The following is a 23,015-nucleotide window of genomic DNA, read 5'->3' as shown; positions in this document are numbered from 1 at the left end:
TTGATGAAAGAACTATGGCTGGAAAAAGAGCCTTCGGCCGTCTATGGCGGTAAAATCAATCAATTAATCAACCTCTGTCAGCTGGGGCTTTCGGTTCCTAAGGGTTTGATTTTGCCTGCGGACCAAGTAATGGCTTGGCTAAGAGCAGCTCTGCCAGAATACTCAAAACAGGGACTTCAAGAGCTCATCAAACTGGGCAAAGAGGGAATTGCGGAGCGTTTGCAGCAGTATCCCTTGGATCCAGCTTGGAAGCGAGAGTTAGTAGCCTTTTGTCAGGAAAATCAAGCTTATATCGTTCGCAGCAGTGCCCTTTTAGAAGACGGACAGAACATGTCATTTGCTGGCCAGTATGACTCGATTGGCAATTGCCAGACACTGTCAGAAATTGAGCAGGGCATTCGTTCTTGTCTGCTTTCTCTCTTTAATCCAGAAGCCTTGGCCTACTGGCAGCGCCAGGGTTTGCCTGAGCAGGATTTTGCCATGGCAGTGCTGATTCAGGAGCAGATAGAGCCTGACTTTAGCGGTGTCTGCTTTTCCCTAGACGTGGCAACAAATCAGGACCAGACCATGCTGTTGGAGTATGTAAATGGCTCGGCTGAGAGCTTGGTTAGCGGTCAAGTCAATCCTGAGCAGCTGACTCTTTCTTGGTACAAGCCAGACTGGAGCCAGTTTGAAAAAGTTGAAATGCCTCTAGCAGTCTTGCAGAAACTGCACGAGCAAGTTTTGCAGATTGTAGCGTATTTTGGTCGGCCGATGGATATTGAGTGGTGTGCCGTACAAGAGCAAGTCTATCTACTACAGGCTCGGCCCATTACAACCGTACCAACTAAAATCGACAGTGGCCGCTGGACGACAGCAAATTTTCGGGACGGTGGCGTGGCGGCCCAGTCCTGTCCAAATATGATGTGGAGCCTTTATCGTCATTCTTGGCAAAAGGCACTCTCCAGCTTTTTGCTGGCTATTGGACTAGAGCCAGATGGTTTGATGCCGCCGCTGATGCGCCTGCATTATGCCCGACCTTTCTGGAACTTAGGCGTGGTCAAGCAAGGTATGGAGCAGATTCCGGGTTATATTGAACGAGACTTTGATGATGAGCTGGGAGTTAATAAAGACTACCAAGGTCAAGGTTTTACCAGCAAATTAAGTCCAGCCTTGCTCTTGAATTTCCTGCGGGTAGCTTTAAAAACACAAAAAGTAACTAAAACCTTTCTGCATCAGGCGCCAGAGAAGCTGCAAGAGCTGCGTCAGCAATTTACCCGCTTGAATCAAGAAATACGAGAACTAAACGACCAAAGCCCACTGAGGCGGGTCGAGAGTCTTTGGAAGTTAGTGCTAAATCAGGCTTATTTAGACAGTGAGGGAACTTATTTCTGGCAGGCCTACATCAATACGGTCCAGCTGTCTATGAAAAAGACCAGCCTCCTCAAATGGCTAACGGTCGATGAATTTTTCCAACTGATTGCCAAGTTAGGAAATATTTCTCATACCAAGCCTTTAGCTCGAATGCTGGAAGCTGCGGATCTTATTTTGGCAGAGGAGAAACTGACAGACGATTGGCTGAAGTTATCGGTGGAAGAGTTGCATCAGCTGGCTGCACAATATCCTGAGCGAGCAGATTTCATCAAGATTCAGGATTTTCAAAGGGATTTTGGCTATCACTCGGCTCGGGAGCTGGACTTGCGAGTAGCGAGTTATGAAGAAGATGCTCATCAGGTTATGACAGTTGTCCAGCAGTTGGTTGCTGATTCAGCGTATTACCAAGCGGCCAAAGCTTCGCTCAGTCCTGTCTCAGAGTCTGAGCTGGATTTGGCTCATCAATCTCGAGCCAAGCCGAAAAAAATTGAAAAAATCAGTGAAGACCTTCGGAACTTGCTCTGGTGGCGGGAGGAATTCAAAGATATTTCCACGCGTTATTACCACCTCATTCGTCAGATTAGTCTTAAACTTGGCCGAGCCTACGAAAAGCGAGGCTTTCTGAAAAATGAACAAGATATTTTTTACATTAAGAAAGAAAGCCTGACTGCCTTTATGGAAGGGCAAAAGACTGCTGACCAGTTGCAAGAAGAAGCAGCAAATAATCGGCATTATTGCCAGGCCTATCGGAATTTTGAGCCAGTGGGGGATTTGACCGACAAACAGATGAGCTTGGAAGAGGTGGTCCATGATAGTCAGGCCCTGCTGACGGGAATGCCAGCCAGCAGCGGTCAGGTAACCGGTCGGGTTCGAGTTCTCTTGGATTTGGCGGATATTGAGACGATTGAACCGGGAGAAATTCTTGTCACTCGCTATACAGATACGGGTTGGAGTTATGTTTTCGGTATTCTGGGTGGACTTGTGACAGAGTACGGTGGAGTTCTCTGCCATGCCTCCATTGTCGCTCGGGAATGCGGGATTCCAGCTCTGGTCTGCGCCAAGAATGCAACTCAGCTGCTAGAAACTGGCATGCTGGTAACTTTAGATGGAAGAAGAGGAGAAATAAGAATTCATGAAGAAGAATGAACCTTTGTTTATCGGTGAATACGACAAATCTGTTATCCTGACCTATATGGGCGCTGCTTTTGCACTGTTGGCAGTCTATGCCGTCATTCAGTCCCAGCTGCGGCTAGCAATGATGGCCTTTATCGTTAGCGGTATCTGCGACCTTTTTGATGGTGTGGTGGCGCGGCGGATGAAGCGGACTGAAAGCCAGAAGCGTTTTGGCATTGAGATTGATTCTCTCTGTGACATGATTAGCTTTGCGGCTCTCCCGGCTGTGCTCCTCATGACCCAGCTGCCCTTGGGAGTGGCCAATATCATCTTGGCTGTCCTCTATGTCTTGGCTGCGGTCACACGCTTGGCGCATTTTAACCGCTTGGCCAAGCATGATGAAGGATCTGGCTCTTATTTTATCGGCTTGCCCGTGACTTACAGCGCCCTATTTTTCCCTCTGACCTATCTGGTCTGTCAATGGCTGGCGCCTGGTTTCTTTGCCTGGGTGTGGCTTGGCTTGTCTCTTTTGTTGACCTTCCTATTTGACTACAACTGTCGGATTCCCAAGCCAAATAAGCTGGCCTATCTGGCCTTTGCGATTTTAGCTGTTGCAAGTCTGATTGGTCTGGGGGTTCTTCCGCATGGTTAAGGTCTATCAGAGAAGGACTGGCCAAGTAGTGGAACCGACAGAATACAAGTCTGGTCTATTAGACAAGCTTTATGGTACTGCCTGGGGTCGCTTCCTATTGCCAATCTTGACCCGACCTAGCCTGTCTTATCTTCTGACTTTGAAAGACTACACTCCTTTTTCTCGCAAGAAAATAGCAGCTTTTGTTGAAAATTATCAGCTGAATCTAGCTGACTATGAAGATGGCCCCTATCCTAGCTTTGCGGCTTTTTTCCAGCGGAAAATCAAGCCCGCTCTACGTCCGGTCTGTCCTGACAGTCAAGTACTTGCTGTGGCAAATGCCAAGCTGGAGGCTTTTACCATTAGTCAGGACTTGCAGCTGACGATAAAGGGTCAGACATACAGGCTAGCTGACTTACTGTTGGACGCTGACTTGGCTCAGCTGTTCACTGGCGGAACAGCGCTGGTCTATCGTTTGGGAGTGGAAGACCTGCACCGCTATTTGGCAGCTGAATCCGGCAGAATTACCCAAAGACGAAAAATCAAGGGACGCCTCCATACGGTCAGACAGGTAGCCCAGAAGCGGCGCCTGATTTACAAGGAAAATAAAAGAGAATATTGTCTTTTAGATACCGACCTAGGACCTGTCCTGCAGATGGAAGTAGGGGCTCTCTTGGTCGGAAGAATATACAATCACAGTCAGGATCGTTTGGTCAGGGGACAGGAGAAGGGTTGCTTTGGTCTGGGTGGCTCAACCATTCTTGTCCTCTATCCAGCAGGCACGATTCGCTTGGATCAGGATATCCTGACTTACTCAGACCTCGGAATAGAAACCCAGATTCAAATGGGTGAAAAGATTGGAGAAAAGCTATGTTTAAACGATTAGCTGTTTATTATAAGGAAATGTTTCCTTTGCTGCCGCGCTTTTTTGTGGCTGCCATCATGTTTTTTGAGATTTATTTTGTTCTTCTTCTCAATGACGGAGTCACCACCTTTCACTTTGACCATCAGGAGTTGATCGGAATCTTTACCATTTTCGTCTTTCTGATGATTCTGCGGATTGCAGATGATTTCAAGGACTATGAGACCGACAGACGGCTCTTTCCTCATCGAGCTCTGCCATCTGGACGAGTAAAAAAGAAGGACTTGGCTATTGCCCTCAGCTTTATCGTAGCAGTTTCTGTACTTCTCAATGTTCTCTTTATGAACAATGTTGGCTGGTTCCTCTTTCTCTATATCTACGGAACCCTCATGTCCTTCTGGTTCTTCAAGCGTGACAAGATTCAAAATTCCCTGCCACTGGCTCTAGTGACCCATAATCCAGTCATGATGATTTTGAATCTCTATACTATCTCTTTTGTCTGCTACAAGTACAATCTGCCTCTCTTGTCCTTGCCGACCGTCTTGCTGGCCTTTACCATGTATTTCCCAAGTCTGATCTGGGAAGTCTGCCGCAAGATTCGGGCGCCAAAAGACGAGACAGAGTATGTGACCTATTCTAAGCTTTTTGGTTACAAAAAAGCCACTCGCTTTATCGAAGTGGTGACTCTGCTGGATATCTTGACCAATTTCGCCCTTCTCTGGAATATTTCCCATGTCGGAGTGGTGGTCTTAGTGCTGAATGTCATCTGGATGACCGTCCAGTTTGAGCAGTTTATTAAGGATCCGACTCGCTTTAATATCCGGGAGCGGGTGGAGCGCTATACTTATATCACGGAGACGACCATGGTTCTGTCCGTTGCTGTTTATCTCTTGATGGGGGTACTTTGATGAAAAGAATCAAGCAGACAGGGCTTGACCAGGTTGGAGGCAAGGCCTATCATTTGCTGAAAATGCAGGCTGCTGGTTTGCCGGTTCCTGACTTTGCAGTGTTTGCTTTTGACTTTTTTCAAAAATCTGCCAGCTCTGCTGACTTAGAGCGGATGGAAGCAGCCTATCGGTCTGGAGAGTTGGACTTGTCCCAACTCAGTCAGCAACTGCAGGAATGGGCTAAAGAGCAGTTTGCGCAAGAAGATCTGACAGTAGCAGAAAACTGGATTCGGCAGGAGTTTTCTCGGAAAGACTGTCGCTTTGCAGTCCGCTCATCTGCAACTATTGAGGATGGCGAGGCTTCATCCTTTGCAGGTCAGTTTGAAAGCCAGCTCAATGTGAAGATAGAGGGGCTTAAAGAAGCCATCCAAGCGACCTTACTCTCTCTTTATCAGGAGTCGGCTCTTAGTTATCTATTTGAGCAGGGATTATCCTTGAAGCAAGCGCAGATGATTTGCCTTGTTCAGGTCATGCAGGAGGGAGATTTGTCTGGGATTTACTTCACAGCAAATCCCAAGGGCATTCTGAACGAGCACATCATTGTCATCGGTCGGGGCTTGGGCAATAAGGTTGTCGAGGATAAGATTCCTACAACAATGGTGACGCTTCATCCCAAGGACCAGCTCTTTTATACAGAGCAGACGGAGAACTCTCCAGACTTATCACAGGAACAACTCGCGGAGTTACAGTCCTTGGCAAGTCAGGTAAGTCAGCTTTTCGGACCTTATATGGATATGGAGTTTACCTTCGCAAATGGCCAGCTCTATCTCTTGCAGGCACGACCTATTACCACCTTGCCAGAGGGACAGAAGATTATTCTGGATAACAGCAATATTGTCGAGAGCTATCCAGGCGTTTCCAGTCCTCTGACTATTAGTTTTATCCAAGAGGCTTATGCCAGCATTTTCCGAAGTCTGGCTCAACGCTTGGTTGGCAAGAATGCCCCTGAATTGGCAGCTTATGAAGCCACATTTCAAAATATGCTGCAGCCAATTAATAGCAGAGTCTATTACCAGATTCAGAGTTGGTATCAGCTCTTGCAGCTTCTGCCTTTTTCTAAGAAAATCATTCCTATCTGGCAGGATATGCTGGGAGTGCGAGAGACAGAGGTACCTCAGATGCCGGTACACCTGTCTGCTTTCAAACGCCTGCAAATCATGCTCCGAATCATCCGAGAGTTTTGGACGGCTCCCAAGCAAATGAGACAATTGGAAGAGCAGTTTGCCCAGATTCAGCGTGAATACGAAACGAGCTTTTCTCCCGAAGCAGATGCGGAGACCTTGATTGCCTTGGTCAGTAAGCTAAAAGAGGATATTCTGGCTCACTGGGACATTACGCTGGTCAATGACCTCTATGCTTTTGTTTATACTGGTCTCCTGAAGAAGTCGAGTCGCAGCGGGGCTGTTCAGGCTGAGATTGCAGGAATTGAGCAGATTGAAAGTATGCGGCCAGCCTTGGCTCTACAGGCTTTAACAGCTCAGCTGAAAGCAGAAGAAAATTCAGAGATTAGACAAGCTATGGAAACTGAAAGTTCAGCAGTTTTTCTAAGTCGCCAGCATCCTTTGGTCAAAGAAATTACTCATTTTATCCATGAATTTGGTGATCGAGCTCCAGAAGAGTTGAAGTTAGAAACTCCAACCTTCCGAACGCACCCAGAGCGTCTGCTCAAGCTCCTGCTGCAAATGTTCCAGCAAGAGGAGAAGAAGTTGGCACCTCAGAAACTTGAAGAAGAGGTGCAAAAATCAGGCTGGTGGACGAATTTTCTTCGCAAGCGGGCCATGACTGGCGTTAAATATAGGGAAAGCTCCCGCTTAAACCGCACTCGTATCTACGGCATGATGCGACAGATTTTCCGAACGCTTGGGCAGCAATTAGCCGAGCAAGGGCTGCTAGCTACGCCTGACGATGTTTTTTACCTGACAAAGGAAGAGTTATTTGAGCTGACCAGAAAGTCCAGAGATGTTAGTAGCTTGATAGCTGAGCGTCGGGAGAAGTTAGAGGCTGATAAGGAGCTGCCAAGCTTTAGTCGCTATGTTTTTGCTGGACAGGTCTTTGAGAAATACCTAAAACCGCAAAACCGCACCAGCAGTCATAATACGGGCAATCAAGCCTTACAAGGGATTGGCTGCTCACCTGGCTGCGTCAAGGCTCAGGTTTTGGTCGTGGAAGATGTTCAGGAAATTGAGTCTGCTCAGGACCGAATTATCGTGACCAAGATGACCGATCCGGGCTGGGTTTATCTTCTGACCCAAGCAAAGGGGGTTATTGCTGAGCAGGGGTCTTTGCTCTCGCACACGGCCATTATTTCCCGCGAGTTGGGTATTCCTTCTATTGTCAATCTTAGAGGAGCTTGCAGTCTCTTGCAAAATGGCGACTGGATTGAGATGGATGGCCTTACTGGCAAGATTCGACTGATCAAGGAGGAAGGTTATGCTTGAAATTAAACCAGTCAAACCCAATACGGCTGAGCTGGCCGATTTTCTAGCCCTGCCCAAGCAGATTTACAAGCTGGACCACCTCATGCAGTCGGAAGAGGAAGAGCTTGCTTTGATTGAAGGCAATCACCCGCTGAGTTCCGATCTAGAAACCTATGCTTTTATTGGGTATGTGGACAGTCGGCCTTGTATTCGCGGACTTTTGACTTTCTATCCAGATGATGAGGCTGCTTACTTGGGATTTTTCGAGTCGATCAATGAGCAACAGATTGCATTTGCTTTTATCGAGCATTTAGCAGGTTTTGCTCGCAGTCTCGGAGCGATTAAGATAATCGGCCCCGTACAGGCAAGTTTTTGGCTGGGCTATCGAATGCAGCTGACTGGAACAGAGGATCTCCCTTTTACAGGGGAGCCTCATAATCCAGACTATTATCCCAAGCTGTGGCAGGTAGCTGGTTTTGAGATCAAGGAGCGCTATCTATCCAATTTTTATCCCAAGGTTAGCAATAAAACTCATCAGGACAAACTAGCTCATCGCTTTGAGTCTTTTGAAAAAGCAGGTTTCACTATTTGCTCTCCAAAGAAGCAGGAGTGGGAAGAAACTTCGCTGCAGGTTTTTGATCTCCTCAATAGTCTCTATCAAGATTTTCCGATTTATCGGTCAATTTCCAGTCAGCAGTTCAGTCAGATTTTTCAAAAATACCAGTATATTATTGATTTTTCAATGGTTAAACTGGCCTATAAGGAGGGCAAGCTAGCTGGTTTTCTGATTGCCATGCCGGACTATGGTTCCCTGGTTTATCAAAAACTGACTCCTCTTAATCTAGCCAAGCTTTTTTGGACCAAGCGTTTTCCCAAACGTTATATGATTATGTATCTTGGAGTAGATGAACAATTCTTGGGGTTAGGCTCTGCCTTGGCCTATCCGATTTTTAAAGAAGCGCAGAAGCGACAAGCCTCAGCTATTGGAGCCTTGATTCATCAAAGAACCGTCACGCGCCACTATGCGGCAGAACTGCAAGGAGACAAGCATGATTATGGTCTCTTTGAGTTGGATTTGTATTCTTAGTTACTAAAGCATATTTACAAAAGCAAATTTTCTGAGTGGAAATTTGCTTTTTATTTCAAAAGGTAAAAATGAATAATATGTTTGGTTGAAAAAGAAGTAAATTTCAGTATTTGAAGATATATTTTTGAGCAAAGAAATTGTTTTTTTGAAAAAAATTCAGTAAAATTTTAAGAGATTATTATATTATGAAAAGGGAATTATTATGGAAAAAAGGATCACTGGTGAGAGGTTCCAGCGCTATTCTTTAAGAAAGTTATCAGTAGGATTGGTTTCCGCTACTATCGGAAGCTTCTTTTTTAGTACAGCGATAGCAGGAAATGTAAGTACAATTGAGGCTGCAGAAGTATCAGCTAGGCAAACTATTCCTGTTCAATATCACTACGTAGTAGAGTCTGAACTGACTGAGGCTGAAAAAAATGCGGTCGTTAAGGAGCTTCCAAAATTTGTAGAAGAAAACTCTGACGCTTATTATTTAGTATATCGTCCAAAAACTCAGGGGCTTTTGGAAAATAATCTGCCGAGGACGGGATACTCAAGTCTGTGGGAAGCAACTTTTGCAGTCGCTGGGCTGACTTTAGCAGTCTTAGTAATTGCACGAGGTAGAAATGGTAAGCGATACCTGTCTTCTATTTTGCTGGTGACGGGTCTAGGCTCTATTCTCTTAGCTCCTTCTGTGTTTGCAGTGACCAATATTGAATTGGCAGCTTACAATCAAAGGCTGAATTTGACAGTGGGAGATAAGCTGCCTGAGCCTTTAGAGATAACAGGTTTTGAATATGTCGGATATCTAAAAAGTGAAAGACAGGATAAGGTGAATGGAGAAAGAAATTACCAGATTCCTACGACTCAAAAGGGCTTGTCATCTGTTGAAGTCAATAAGCAGGCGGGCAAATCTGTGAGTTTTTCTGAGAATACAAGTACTCCTAATAAGCCAGTATCTACTGAAACAGAGAAACTGACAGAGCAAGAAAAAGCCGTTGCTGTCAAGGAGCGCGAGTCTGATCGACGTTTTCCAGTCACTGAATTACCTGAATTGCAACTCAAGAGCCAAGACAGCACCCAAACCCAAGTTCTGCCTTATCAAACTGAGTACCAATATTCAAGTGAGCTTGCAGAGGGACAATCTCAAATTATTCGTAAAGGCATATCTGGTACACGTACTGTCATCACACGAAATTATATTGCAGGTAAAGAAATTGTAAAAAGTGAAGTGGTTTCAGACCAGGTTACTGCTACGCCTATTTCGGAAATTATTTTAGTTGGAACAGCTACAGTCAAATCTGTTCCGAAAGAAACTCCTGTCCAAGAAGTTCCTGAGTTGACCAACTATGGTACAACTCCCGAAACAGCGCCAGTGCATGAAGTTCCTGAGCTGACCCACTATGGTACAACTCCCGAGACAGCACCAGTGCATGAAGTTCCTGAGTTGACCAACTACGGTACAACTCCTGAAACAGCGCCAGTGCATGAAGTTCCTGGGCTGACCAATTATGGTACAAGTCCTGATACAGCTCCAGTGCATGAAGTTCCCGAGTTGACCAATTACGGTACAACCCCCGAAACAGCACCAGTGCATGAAGTTCCGGAATTGACCAATTATGGTACAACCCCTGAAACAGCGCCTGTTCAAGAGGCTCCAGAACTGGCAGAATATGGCACCAGTACCGAGACAGCCCCAATTCACGAGACTCCAGAACTGACGGAATATGGCACAGCACCAGATACAGCACCAGTGCATGAAGTTCCCGAGTTGACCAATTATGGTACAACCCCCGAAACAGCACCAGTGCATGAAGTTCCAGAATTGACGACTTATGGCACAAGTCCTGATACAGCTCCTATTTATGAGAACTCTGAGTTGGAATTGACTACAAATGACGAGGTTAGAATAGAAAAGATTGATTTTTCTATTGAGGAGCAGTATACAAATGAGATTCCAGAGGGGAGTCGTAAAATAACAACTCCGGGAGTTCAAGGCGAACGGACTATCAAGACTCGTGTCTACAGTTCTAACGGTCAGGAAATTGACCGTCAAGAACTGTCCAACGAGGAAACCTTGGCTCCGGTAACACAAATCGTTAAAGTCGGCACGGCTAAGCCAAACATGATACCGAGTGAAGCGCCGAAAGCAGATGCTTTACCAGAGTATCCGTTGACTTACATAGATGAAACTCGCGTTGAGAAAATCAACTTCACCACTCGTGAAGAAGAAACGGATGAACTTGTTCGAGATGTCCGCCAAATTGCGACTCCGGGAGACCAAGGCGAACGGACTATCAAGACCCGCGTCTACAGTTCTAATGGCCAAGTGGTCGACCGTCAAGAATTGTCTAACGAGGAAACTCTGGCTCCCGTAACGCAAATCGTCAAAGTTGGTACAGCTAAGCCAACCATGGTACCGAGCGAAGCACCGAAAGCAGAAGCTTTACCAGAGTATCCGTTGACGTATACTGACGAAATTCGCGTTGAGAAGGTTGCTTTCAACACTGAGGAGCAATATACTGATGAATTGGTTCGAGATGCTCGTCAAATCGCAACTCCGGGAGTCCAAGGTGAGCGTACGATTGAGACTCGAGTCTACAGTTCTAATGGCCAAGTGGTCGACCGTCAAGAATTGTCTAACGAGGAAACTCTGGCTCCCGTAACGCAAATCGTCAAAGTTGGAACGGCTAAGCCAAGTATGGTACCGAGCGAAGCACCGAAAGCAGACGCTCTTCCAGAGTATCCACTAACTTACACCGACGAAACACGAGTTGAGAAGATTAACTTCACCATTCGTGAAGAAGAAACGGATGAATTGGTTCGAGATGCTCGTCAAATCGCAACTCCGGGTGTTCAAGGTGAGCGGACGATTAAGACTCGTGTCTACAGTACCAATGGTCAGGAAATCGACCGCCAAGAGCTATCTAATGAAGAAACTTTAGCTCCAGTAACACAAATTGTTAAGGTTGGTACCGCTAAGCCAACCATGGTACCAGGTGACGCACCAAAAGCAGACGCTTTGCCAGAGTATCCATTAACATACACCGACGAAACACGAGTTGAGAAGATTAACTTCACCATTCGTGAAGAAGAAACGGATGAATTGGTTCGTGATACCCGTCAAATCGTAACTCCGGGAGTTCAAGGTGAGCGAACCATCAAGATCCGTGTCTACAGTTCCAACGGTCAAGAGGTTGACCGTCAAGAACTTTCGAATGAAGAAACCTTGGCTCCCGTAACACAGATCGTCAAGGTCGGTACAGCTAAGCCAAGCATTGTACCAAACGATGCGCCGAAAGCAGAGGTTCTGCCAGAATATCCACTGACTTACACAGACGAAACTAGAGTTGAGAAAATTAACTTCACCATTCGTGAAGAAGAAACGGACGAATTGGTTCGTGATGCTCGTCAAATCGCAACTCCGGGTGTCCAAGGCGAACGGACGATCAAGACTCGTGTCTACAGTTCCAACGGTCAGGAAATCGACCGCCAAGAGTTGTCTAATGAGGAAACACTGGCTCCCGTAACGCAAGTTGTCAAAGTCGGCACGGCTAAGCCAAGCATGGTACCGAACGATGCACCGAAATCAGAAGCTTTACCAGAGTATCCGTTGACTTATACTGACGAAATTCGCGTTGAGAAGGTTGCGTTCAACACCGAGGATCAATATACTGATGAATTGGTTCGAGATGCTCGTCAAATCGCAACTCCGGGAGTCCAAGGTGAACGAACCATCAAGACTCGTATCTACAGTTCTAACGGTCAAGTGGTTGACCGCCAAGAACTATCTAACGAAGAAACCTTAGCTCCGGTAACGCAAATCGTCAAAGTTGGTACAGCTAAGCCAACCATGGTGCCAAATGAAGCACCAAAAGCAGAAGCTTTAGAAGAGTTCGATTTAATTCCACTGCATAATCTATTAGCAGAAGCGAATCAGATCAAAGCTCAGGCACGTTATTTTAACGATAGTCAGAGTCATCAATCTAACTACGATACTGCCTTGATGGCAGGTCAAGCTATTTTGAGCCAATCCCAAGCCAGTCAAGCAGAAGTTAACCAACTGGTGGAACAAATCAATCAAGCAAAGGCTCAATTAAGCGGTCTTGAGGTTGTCAAAACGGATCTTCAAAATGAGTACGATTTAAATCCAAGAATTAAAACTTCGGTTAAATATAAGAATGCGGATTCAGAAAAGCAGACAGCTTATACTGACGAATTGGCCAAGGCAGAAGGGGTTCTAAACAATCAAACTGCTACACAAGTGCAAGTAAACCAAGCTTTTGCTAGCCTGACAGCAGCCAAAGAAGGTCTAAATGGAGTGCCTAAACTCAAGCCGACAGTTTCCATTTTAAGTCTGACAGAAAATCCTGATGATAAGTCGGTTACAGTCCAATATAGACTGGAAGACCAGACCCAGTCCTTCCGTTCAGCGACTGCAGAATTGTACCAGGGAGATCAGCTTGTCCGCACTCTACCGATTACCAATTTCGCAGGAAGTCTGAAGATTGGAGATTTAGACTACTACACAGGCTATACCCTGAAAACCAAGCTGACTTATGAACTGGATAATGGCAGCTTCACTGAGCTTGAAACAGACAGTCGTAACTTTGAGCTAGAATACAAGAAGATTGCCTTCCGAGATATTGATTCTGCCGAGTTTTACAGAAAAGAAAACGACCAGTTTAAACGCGTCGTATCTATGAGCTCTATGCCTACGGATCTGTCTACCTACTTTGTCAAAGTCAAATCAAGTGAATCTAAGGAAATGCTCCTGCCGGTTCACAGCATAGCGGAAGACCAGAAGGATGGCAGGGATGTCTATAAGGTGACCGTTTCTCTGCCTGAACTGGTCCAAGAAGGTGAGACAGGCTATAAGTCTGGCTATGACTTCTATATCAGTAAGGCAGCTGTTCCTAGTCAGCAAAATGTCTACACTAGCTTTGCTGGTTTGGTAGACGCTATGAAGCAAAATATGGCTGGCAACTATGTTCTGGGAGCAGATTTGGATGCGAGCGAGGTTGGTCTGGCACCTGCTGATTATGTCTACCTCAAAGGGAACTTCACAGGCAGTCTGACTGGTAGTCATGATGGCAAGCAGTACGCTATTTATAATCTAGCCAAGCCTTTATTTGAAAACCTCAAGAGTGGTTCCTCTATTTCTAATCTGGACCTGAAAGAAGTCAATATTGTTGGTACTTATGACTCAGCTGCACTAGCTCGTAGTGCTGAAAATGCTCAAATCACAGACCTTTCTGTCCAAGGTAGAGTATCAGTTGTAGGAAACGCTTCTAACGCAGCGGGACTAATTGTGAGTGCGACAAACACCCAAATTACCAATAGCTCCTTTACTGGAACTATCGTGTCAAATGATAAACAGGGCAAAGAATACAATGTCGGTGGTTTGGTTGCCAATCTTAAGGGAGGAAACTCCTTGATTAGCCAAAGCAGGGCAGATGTGACTATTCTAGCTGGCGCTAGAGACAACAACCAACGCTTCGGCGGTCTGGTTGGCCGTTTAGAAAACAATGCCCGCATTAGCCGTTCTTATGTAACTGGAAAGATCCAAAATTCTTCTAAGAACGGTCAGATTGGTGGGGTAGTAGGTTCCAATTACTTTAATGGCTTGATTGATAATGTCATCAGCAATGTCAGTGGTACAAATGTTTACAGTATTTCTGGCGATCAAGGATATGAGAACAACCGTATCACAGAAGCTTATGCCGTTGAAGGAAATAAAACGCTGGAAAATGACAAGTTTGTCACTTCAACACTGACTCTGAACGAGGCAGAAGAGAAGCTGGCTAGCCTAGACATTACGACCACGCTAGAAGACACGAATCTCAACCTTTATTCTGTCGACTACACCCAGGAAAAGAATGCTCGAGAAGACCGTCTGATAGCTTATGCTAACATGGAAAAGCTCCTTCCATTCTACAATAAGGAGAGCATCGTTGCTTATGGAAATAAACTTCCAGATAATCACAAGCTCAATACAGAGTACTTGCTGGATGTTGTTCCGATGAAGGGTGACCAGATTATCACTGATATCAATAGCAATAAGACCGGAATTAATCGTTTGATGTTGCACTTTGAGGATAATACGGTTGAATACCTGGATCTGACCTATAAGGGAGATTTCAAACATAAGGCCATTTCAGAGTACAATGTAAATGACTTAGATCTACTTTATACTCCAGAAGCCTTCCTATCAGACTACAGCAGAGTTCTTAATCAAGTGCTGCCAGAGTTGAATAAGGTTGTCCTTGACTCACCAACTATGCGAACTGTTTTAGGCGTGAATGCTGACACTTCTCTGGATGATCTCTATCTGGATACAGCCTTTGACCAAGTCAAAACCAAGCTGTCAGAAGAGTTACGCAAGGTTCTGGCTATGGACAAGTCCATCAATACTGAAGGCAATGTCGTGGCTGACTATGTAGCCCAGAAGATTACAGCCAATAAGGAAGCCTTCCTGCTGGGTCTGACTTATCTCAACCGTTGGTATAATATCAACTATGACAATATCAATGTCAAGGATTTGTCGGCTTACAAGATGGATTTCTATGGTAAGAATGACGTTTCGGTTCTTGATACAATCATTGCTTTAGGAAAATCAGGGCTAGAGAATCTCAAGGCCAAGAACAACTATACAGCGTATGATAATTCTCTCTCTGAAGCGACTGGTAAGCGTGGGCTCTTCAATTATCTTGAAGGCTATCGTCAACTCTTCCTGCCATACAAGACCAATAATGAATGGCTCAAGACCAATACAAAAGCCTACATCGTTGAGGCTAAGTCGGATGTGGCAGAGGCTAGACAGCTTCAGGACGCAGCCGAGGGCAAGAGCAAGTACTCTGTCGGCGTTTACGACAAGATTACTGCTGATAACTGGGAACACAAGGGCATGCTCCTGCCACTCTTGACCATGACTGAGAAGGGTGTCTATGCTATCTCTAATATGTCTACCCTCTCTATGGGAGCTTATGATCGCTACCGACTTGATGCCAATGGCAGGGTGCGCTCAGACGCAGAGTTAGCTGAATATGTCGAAGACCGAGTGAGAAAAACTGCTGAATACCAGCGTGATCACTATGACTTCTGGTATAAGATTTTAAGCGATGAAAGCAAGGACAAGCTCTTCCGTTCTGTTCTGGTTTACGATGGATTCTCATTGGTTGACAAGGATGGTAAAAGATATTGGGCTCCAGCTAATGACAAAAAATCACTGGCTATGCAGGAGTTCTTCGGACCAGCTGGTAAGTGGTACCCAAGCAAGGGCTACAATGCCTATGCTACAGGAAGTGTAACTCACTTTGATGCTGCTCGCTTGTTAGAAGACTATGGAAACTCTGTCTATACGCATGAGATGACCCATAATTCTGACGGTGGTATCTACTTTGAGGGCAATGGCCGCCGCGAAGGTCTGGGTGCGGAACTCTATGCTCGTGGACTCTTGCAGTCCACTCCAAGTGCAGATGAAGCTACCATTACGCTCAATACCCTCTTCAAGGTGGACAAAGACTCTAAGACGCGTCTACACACATATAACTTCAAGGAACGCGTTCAAAATGAAGCAGACCTGCAACACTATGTCCATGGTATGTTTGACATGATTTACACCCTAGATTATCTAGAAGGTAGCTCTATGCTGAAGCAGAGCGATGATGCTAAGCTTCAGTGGTTCAGGAAGATGGAGAATTACTATATTACAGATAAGTATGGTAAGGAGACTCACGCTGGTAACCAGACGCGAAGCTTTACTGCTGAAGAAATCAAGCAGCTGAAGACCTTTAACTCTCTGATTGAAAATGATGTGATCACTCGTCGGGAGAACAAGGATAGTGGGAAATACGGTCGAAATGGCTACCTCAGTCTCAGCCTCTTCTCACCAATCTACTCAGCCTTGAGCAATCCAAATGGAGCGCCGGGTGACGTCATGTTCCGTCGCACGGCCTATGAGTTGCTAGCGGCTAAGGGCTACCATGAAGGATTTATCCCTTATGTTTCTGGTAAGTACTCTAAGGAAGCCTTTGATGAAGGTAAGAAAACGTGGGACGGATGGTCCGGAAGAGATGTTGGTCTCGTAACTGACCAGAAAGTCTTGGAAAATGTATTCAAGGGTGAATACGATTCTTGGGCATCCTTCAAGAAGGCTATGTACCAAGAGCGGATTGATCAGCTGACCAAGCTCAAACCAATCACCATTGAGTACGAGCTAAAAAATCCAAGCAGTACCAAGAAAGTAACCATTCGTTCTTATGAAGAGATGCAAAAGCTAATGGACGCAGCCGTAGCAGAGGATGTGCGCAACATTACCAATGCTACCAGCCGTGTCGAAGCTAGCTGGGTCAACCTGCTCAAGAAGAAGATATATAATGCTTATCTTCGTGAGACAGACGACTTCAGACAATCAATCTTTAATAAGTAATCATTTTAATACTAGCTAAGGAAACTTAGCTAGTATTTTTTTTACATTTTCCTTGATTTTTGAATTAGGATATGGTTAAATATTTTAAAGAAACAATTGTTGCGCAACAAATGTATCAGAAAGGAATGTTATGCCTCCAAAAAACAAATTCACCAAAGAAGAAATCATTGAAGCTTGCTTAGATCTTGTTCGAGAAGAGGGAAAGTCAGCTGTCACAGCACGCGCTGTTGCTGCTAGATTGAAGTCTTCACCTAAGGTCATTTTTGGCCTCTTTGATAGCATGGAAGAGCTTAACAAGGCCATTGTTATTGCTGCTGAGGAAACCTTTGTCAGACAAGTTGAAGTTGCTTTGCAGGAAGAAAAAGCCTTTCGGGCTGTAGGGATTGCTTATATCCGTTTTGCTGCTGAGGAGCCCCAGCTTTTTCAACTGATCTTTATGAATGAGTCTGAACGTGCTATTCATCAATTTTCTGAGTTCTTACCAATCAAAGATTACAGTTATGAAAAAATGATTTTGTCCATTCAAGAGGAATATGGACTTTCAAGACAGCTATCTGAGCAACTTTATCAGCATCTATTTATTTATTCGCATGGAATTGCCAGTATGACTGCTGCAGGAATCTATCGCTTTTCACCAGCAGAACTAACAGCCATGCTGACACAAGTATTCACAGCACTTATAAAGGAACTAATAGGAGGAAATCATGATTGAACTAAAGGGAGTAAGAAAGTCCTACGGAGCCAATGAGGTTTTAAAAGGTGTCGACTTAGGGATTGAAGAGCAAGATTATTTAGTGATTTTGGGTGCTTCTGGATCGGGTAAGTCGACTTTGCTAAACATTCTTTCAGGCCTTGAAAAACCAGATCAGGGTGAAGTTTTATATGATGGGGAAAATATTGCGTCTTTGAACGAAAGCAAGCTGACAAAGTTTCGCAAGGATCACATCGCTTTTATATTCCAGCAATATTATTTATTACAAGAGTTGACGGTAGAGCAGAACGTTAAAATGGGAGCTCATCTTGCAAAGAATAAAGATTACCTCCCAATTATTGACGCAATGGGTTTAAAAGAAAAACTCCATCAATACCCTAGTGAGCTATCGGGTGGTGAGCAACAGCGGATAGCGATTGCTAGAGCCTTGGCCAAGAAGCCCAAGGTACTTTTCCTTGATGAGCCTACAGGAGCTCTCGATGAGGCGACAGGCCGCCAGATTCTATCCTACATTGCTCAAATGAAAAAAGAGCTTGGATTTACCTTAGTGATGGTCACTCATAATGAGCATATTGCCAAGCTGGCAAATACTGTGGTGAGGGTGAATAGCGGGCAAATTCAGGACATTACGATCAATGAAGAGCCAAAGAGCGTAGAAGAGATTGGGTGGTAGATTATGGTAATCAGTCTCAAAGATTTACGGAAATTATCTGTTGTCTCCATTATCAGCTTTTGTGCAGTTTTGGTCTCGACTTTATTTGTCAATTTTTACCTTGATCTTCAATCTATTGAGGTTGAGACATTATCTCTACCGGCCAAGGCTTATTACGATGCTCAAGTTCTCATTGCTAAATTTGTCTCCTTGGTTAGTGGAGGAGTGCTTTCTCTCTTAGCTGTTCTTCTCTTATTCTTTTATATCAAGCAGTTTATTGATGATCATAAGGAAGAGTTAGGGATTCTAAAAGCCTTGGGCTATCAAAATTTTGAATTAGCCAAGCATTTCTGGATTTTTAGTTGTTCAGTTTTTATAGGAGCCTTGCTTGGGTTTGCTTCATCATTCTTCTTTATGAAGGACTTTTATGATTTGCGCAATCAAAAAGGTCTCTTGCATAACATTGAAATTCATTTTCATTGGCAATTGTTCCTCGCTTTGGTCATCTTGCCGTTTTTTCTATTTGCCTTCTTAGGAATTGGCTATGCTTTGATAAAATTGAAGCAGCCAAGCCTTTATTTGCTGAAGAGATTAGAGTTGGCACAAGTAAAGCAAAAACATCGCACGACTAAAGCAAATAAACCTTTTTTGAAAGAGTTGGGGGCTGTTCATTTTTATAAAAGGAAATTATTGATTTTCTTTGTCGTCTTTGCAGCATTTTCTTTTGCAGCCATGATGCAGCTTTCCCTAGGAATGAAAGACTTTATAGATGGTACCATTCAAGTTATGATGATGGGAATAGGCATTCTTTTGTCACTTTCGATTTTGCTCCTTTGTCTAGGAACTGTCGTCCAAGAAAACAAAGCCAGTCTGGCTCTCATGAAAGCCTTTGGCTATAGCAAAAAAGAATGTAGTCTCGTTATTTTTGCTCGTTATCGTCTGGTGGCTTATCTGGGTTTTATCTTAGGGACGGTATATCAGTATGGTCTTATGAAGTTACTCCTTAAAGTTATTGTAAAAGATGCTAAGGGGGTCCCCGACTACTCATTTGATGTTCAGCTTTGCTTAATCTCCTTCTTCGCATTTGTGATCTTATATGAACTTCTCTTTGCCTACTATGTCAAAACTATTGAAGGCTTGACCTTAAAAGAAGTCATGCTAGCTGAATAATATAAATAATCTAGCTTTTACACTGATAACCCCATCTGTAAAAGCTATTTTTGTGCTATAATGATAAAAAAATATGAGGAGATTAAAATGAATCAAACTGTTCAATATTTACAAGAATTAACGGCGATTCCTTCCCCAACAGGCTTTACGGCTGAGGTGGCTGACTATCTGGTACAAACGTTGGAAGGATTAGGTTATGAGCCTGTCCGGACAAATAAAGGTGGCGTCCATGTTGTAGTTAAGGGTGAAAATGATGCCCAGCATCGGGTAGTGACTGCTCATGTGGATACACTGGGGGCTATTGTTCGGGCTATTAAGTCTGATGGTCGTCTTAAGCTGGATCGGATTGGCGGTTTCCCTTGGAACATGATTGAAGGAGAAAACTGTCTAGTTCATGTGGCAAGTAGCGGTAAGACTATCAGTGGGACTATTTTGGTTCACCAGACTTCTTGTCATGTCTACAAGGATGCTGGAACGGTTGAGCGTACTCAGGACAATATGGAAGTCCGTTTGGATGAAAAGGTGACAAGTGAGAAAGAAACGCGAGATTTAGGAATCGAAGTTGGTGATTTTATTTCTTTTGATCCTCGTACCACAGTTACTGAGTCAGGCTTTATCAAGTCTCGCTTTCTGGATGACAAGGTCAGCGCAGCTATTTTGCTCAATCTTTTGCGCGTTTATAAGGAGGAAAATATTCAGCTGCCGGTGACAACTCATTTTGCTTTCAGTGTCTTTGAAGAGGTTGGTCATGGGGCTAACTCCAGCCTGCCGGAGCAAGCGGTAGAGTATTTGGCGGTTGATATGGGGGCTATGGGTGACGACCAGCAGACAGATGAGTATACGGTTTCTATCTGTGTCAAGGATGCATCAGGACCTTATCATTATGGCTTCCGCCAGCATTTGGTAAATTTGGCCAAGGAGCAGGACATTCCTTATAAACTGGACATCTATCCATTTTACGGGTCAGACGCCTCTGCAGCCATGAGTGCAGGAGCAGAAGTCAAGCATGCCCTGCTAGGTGCAGGTATCGAATCCAGCCACTCTTATGAGCGGACTCATATTGACTCGGTTGAAGCGACAGAGCGCATGGTCGATGCTTATTTGAAAAGCGAGTTAGTAAGATAGGCAAAAGCAGAGTTCTATGCTAAAGTTTCTAAAATATCTTTCAAGCTTACTTCTATTCATTCTAGTTCTTGCGTTTTTATACCATCAATATAGTCTGAACAAAGAGAAAAAGTTCCTCACCTCTAGTATCGGTCAGCGAGTAGAGGTAGACGGAAAGCGAATGAGTGTCTATGTGGCTGGAAATGGACCGAAAACACTGGTCTTTCTCTCGGGTAGTGGGACAAGTTCACCTATTCTTGATTTCAAATCCCTGTATTCCAAACTTGTAAAGGACTATCGAGTAGTTGTGGTAGAGAAGTTTGGATATGGCTTTAGCGATGATTGGTCTAATCATCGTGATTTGGATACTATTCTAAGTCAAACAAGGAAAGCTTTACAGAAGGCTGATGTCAAAGGGCCATATGTTCTCCTTCCGCATTCTATGTCGGGATTAGAAGCTATGCATTGGTCTGCTTCTTACCCTAAGGAAGTTGAAGCGATTATTGGTTTAGATATGTCCCTTCCTCAAGCATTCGATAAGTATAGAGCCAATCGGCTTCTATATAAGACTTTGCAATTTGCTGCTAACTTGGGCCTGAGTCGCTGGTTTTATTCTCCCGATAAAGAGATCCGTTCCCTGTCTAATGGTTCTTTGAATCCAAAGGAAAAGTCAATTTATAAAGCTTTATTCTATCGATATCCCTTGTCTAATGCCGTAATAAAGGAAGCAGAAGAAGTAAAAAGTAATGCAAAACTTGTAAAGCAAGACAAAGTCCCTGCCATTCCTTATTTACTATTTGTATCCAATGGTCAAGGGACAGGTTTTGCTAGAAAAGACTGGCAAGATATGTCGAAAGACTTTGCTAAAGATCATAAAAATGTTCAGCTAAAGAGTTTTGATGTTCCGCACTATATTCATAGTTATATTCCTGATGAGCTTACTAAGGAAATAAGAAAATTTTTGAAGTAAGTTTTGGAAAGGATATCTAGGAAGATCTAATAAAAAACAGCAGGTTAAACAACCTGCTGTTTTTCTAATATTTATTTTTTAAAAAAATTTTAATATAAATTTGTAGCTTGATGGGTTATAATAGATAATACACTCTAGGAATGAGATACAGAGATAGGATAGGTTTATGAGAAAACATAATAAAAAAAGAATTAATATAAAGAAACTGCTTTTCTTTAGCTTGCTTAGTTTTACAGTGGTTCTTGCCCTCTTTTTTGGAGTTAAGAGAATTTACTCATATTTTCAAGACAAGGAATACCAAGAGAAGATTGAAGCCTTAATTTCCAAGGAAGAGAAAAATTATTCTTCAAACACTGAAAAGAAGAGTAGACAAGAGGGGAGCCACTATATTGAAACTTTCTATCCATTGAGAGATGGTCAAGTCAATACGACCGTCAAAGAAATGATGGATGCTGACAGTCAAACCATCAAGAATGACCATAAAAAAGATAGTAAGATTGATCAATTGACTTTCTATTATTCAGAAGAAAAAGATACCAGTCTAACTGATGTAAAAGAAGTTTTGGTTCATCGAAAGGACTATCAAGCTAAAAACAGGAAAATTAGTCCTGCTGAAACTCGTCAAATAGCTTGGAGCTATCTAGGTTCAGATGGCAATCGTTTCACCTTAGATAAGGTCTTTCAGGATGCAGAAGTTGCAAAAGAAGTCCTCCTAAGTGAAATCTCTAGCCAACTCACCTTTAGACAGATAGATGAGACGGCTCAGACAGAAGTTCTTAACAATATGTCCTCGAGTGACTTAAGCCAGTGGAATTTCCGGTATGAGAATAGTCATTTTTCTATTAGCTTACCTAGGGAAATTCAAGGCTTGACTAGTATAGAAGTCCCTTTATCCAGCCTTTATAATCAAATCAACCCTTCTTATCTTAAAGGAGCGGACTTGGAAGCATATCAGAACTATGAATCTAAAAGACATGAGAAAATGGTTGCTCTGACTTTTGATGATGGACCGGATGCTAAAACAACACCACAAGCGTTGGATATCCTAAAGAAATACGGTGTTAAGGCTACTTTCTTTATGCTAGGTCAAAATGTAGTAAGCAATCCTGACATTGTCAAGAGAGTAAAAAATGAAGGTCATCAAATTGGAATACATACATGGGATCATCCTGTTTTAACTAAACTGCCTATAGAAACAGTCAAAAAAGAAATTTTTGATACCCAGACGGCTATATATAATGTTGTAGGAATTAAGCCAACGATTACGAGACCACCTTATGGAGCTATTAATTCTACGATTCAAAATGCGATTGACCAATCCTTTATCATGTGGAATGTGGATAGTCTAGATTGGAAGACACGCAATACTAAAGCCATTATGCAGGAGGTTGCCAAGACCCAACCAGGCTCTATCATCCTCATGCATGATATACATCAGACCAGTATTGATGCCCTTCCGAGTGTCATCCAGTATCTGCAAAATAATGGTTACACTTTGGTGACAGTCGATGAGTTGCTAGAGGGTCAATTAGAGCCACATCGACTTTATTACAGTAGAAATTAATGCTCCACCTTATGGATCTGTAT

At 43.8% G+C, this 23,015-nt stretch carries 13 protein-coding genes; all 13 read left to right on the top strand.

Annotation, left to right across the window (positions count from 1 at the left end; genetic code table 11):
* The first annotated feature begins 3 nt into the window (after nucleotides 1–3).
* The 13 genes from AWH02_RS08160 (at nucleotide 4) to AWH02_RS08100 (ending at nucleotide 22,992) form a co-directional block, all read left to right on the top strand.
* On the top strand, nucleotides 4–2,499 hold the full coding sequence (locus AWH02_RS08160; RefSeq protein ID WP_060553730.1) for a PEP/pyruvate-binding domain-containing protein: 2,496 nt from the start codon (nucleotides 4–6) through the stop codon (nucleotides 2,497–2,499).
* On the top strand, nucleotides 2,486–3,118 hold the full coding sequence (locus AWH02_RS08155) for a CDP-alcohol phosphatidyltransferase family protein (RefSeq protein WP_060553729.1): 633 nt from the start codon (nucleotides 2,486–2,488) through the stop codon (nucleotides 3,116–3,118). The genes AWH02_RS08160 and AWH02_RS08155 overlap by 14 nt, the downstream gene beginning before the upstream one ends.
* Nucleotides 3,111–3,983, top strand: a complete 873-nt coding sequence (locus AWH02_RS08150) for a phosphatidylserine decarboxylase (RefSeq protein WP_060553728.1) — start codon at nucleotides 3,111–3,113, stop codon at nucleotides 3,981–3,983. Before AWH02_RS08155 ends, AWH02_RS08150 begins: the two co-directional genes overlap by 8 nt.
* Nucleotides 3,968–4,867 carry a UbiA family prenyltransferase gene (locus tag AWH02_RS08145; RefSeq protein ID WP_045502491.1) on the top strand — a complete coding sequence of 300 codons (900 nt, stop codon included), beginning with the start codon at nucleotides 3,968–3,970 and terminating at the stop codon, nucleotides 4,865–4,867. The genes AWH02_RS08150 and AWH02_RS08145 overlap by 16 nt, the downstream gene beginning before the upstream one ends.
* Nucleotides 4,867–7,344 (top strand): phosphoenolpyruvate synthase, encoded by a 2,478-nt coding sequence (locus AWH02_RS08140; protein ID WP_060553727.1) that lies wholly within the window; start codon nucleotides 4,867–4,869, stop codon nucleotides 7,342–7,344. Before AWH02_RS08145 ends, AWH02_RS08140 begins: the two co-directional genes overlap by 1 nt.
* Nucleotides 7,337–8,410 (top strand): hypothetical protein, encoded by a 1,074-nt coding sequence (locus AWH02_RS08135; protein WP_060553726.1) that lies wholly within the window; start codon nucleotides 7,337–7,339, stop codon nucleotides 8,408–8,410. The genes AWH02_RS08140 and AWH02_RS08135 overlap by 8 nt, the downstream gene beginning before the upstream one ends.
* A gap of 202 nt (nucleotides 8,411–8,612) precedes the next feature.
* Entirely contained in the window at nucleotides 8,613–16,820 is an 8,208-nt protein-coding gene (locus tag AWH02_RS08130) for a ZmpA/ZmpB/ZmpC family metallo-endopeptidase (RefSeq protein ID WP_060954921.1), read from the top strand.
* 130 nt (nucleotides 16,821–16,950) lie between these two features.
* The gene (locus tag AWH02_RS08125) at nucleotides 16,951–17,532 is read left to right on the top strand and encodes a TetR/AcrR family transcriptional regulator (RefSeq protein ID WP_060553725.1); all 582 of its coding nucleotides are present in this window, start codon (nucleotides 16,951–16,953) and stop codon (nucleotides 17,530–17,532) included.
* Nucleotides 17,525–18,205: an ABC transporter ATP-binding protein gene (locus tag AWH02_RS08120; protein ID WP_060553724.1), complete on the top strand. Its 681-nt coding sequence runs from the start codon at nucleotides 17,525–17,527 to the stop codon at nucleotides 18,203–18,205. Before AWH02_RS08125 ends, AWH02_RS08120 begins: the two co-directional genes overlap by 8 nt.
* 3 nt (nucleotides 18,206–18,208) lie before the next feature.
* Nucleotides 18,209–19,354, top strand: a complete 1,146-nt coding sequence (locus AWH02_RS08115; protein ID WP_060553723.1) for an FtsX-like permease family protein — start codon at nucleotides 18,209–18,211, stop codon at nucleotides 19,352–19,354.
* An 87-nt stretch (nucleotides 19,355–19,441) separates the two neighbouring features.
* On the top strand, nucleotides 19,442–20,479 hold the full coding sequence (locus tag AWH02_RS08110; RefSeq protein ID WP_060553722.1) for a M42 family metallopeptidase: 1,038 nt from the start codon (nucleotides 19,442–19,444) through the stop codon (nucleotides 20,477–20,479).
* Between the two features lie 16 nt (nucleotides 20,480–20,495).
* On the top strand, nucleotides 20,496–21,428 hold the full coding sequence (locus AWH02_RS08105) for an alpha/beta fold hydrolase (protein WP_060553721.1): 933 nt from the start codon (nucleotides 20,496–20,498) through the stop codon (nucleotides 21,426–21,428).
* Nucleotides 21,429–21,594: 166 nt separating this feature from the next.
* On the top strand, nucleotides 21,595–22,992 hold the full coding sequence (locus AWH02_RS08100) for a polysaccharide deacetylase family protein (protein WP_060553720.1): 1,398 nt from the start codon (nucleotides 21,595–21,597) through the stop codon (nucleotides 22,990–22,992).
* Nucleotides 22,993–23,015: the final 23 nt, after the last annotated feature.

Source organism: Streptococcus gordonii (genome assembly GCF_001553855.1).
GTDB lineage: Bacteria > Bacillota > Bacilli > Lactobacillales > Streptococcaceae > Streptococcus > Streptococcus gordonii.
The sequence above is the reverse complement of the archived record's forward strand: the minus strand, read 5'-3'. Positions and strand labels throughout refer to the sequence as shown.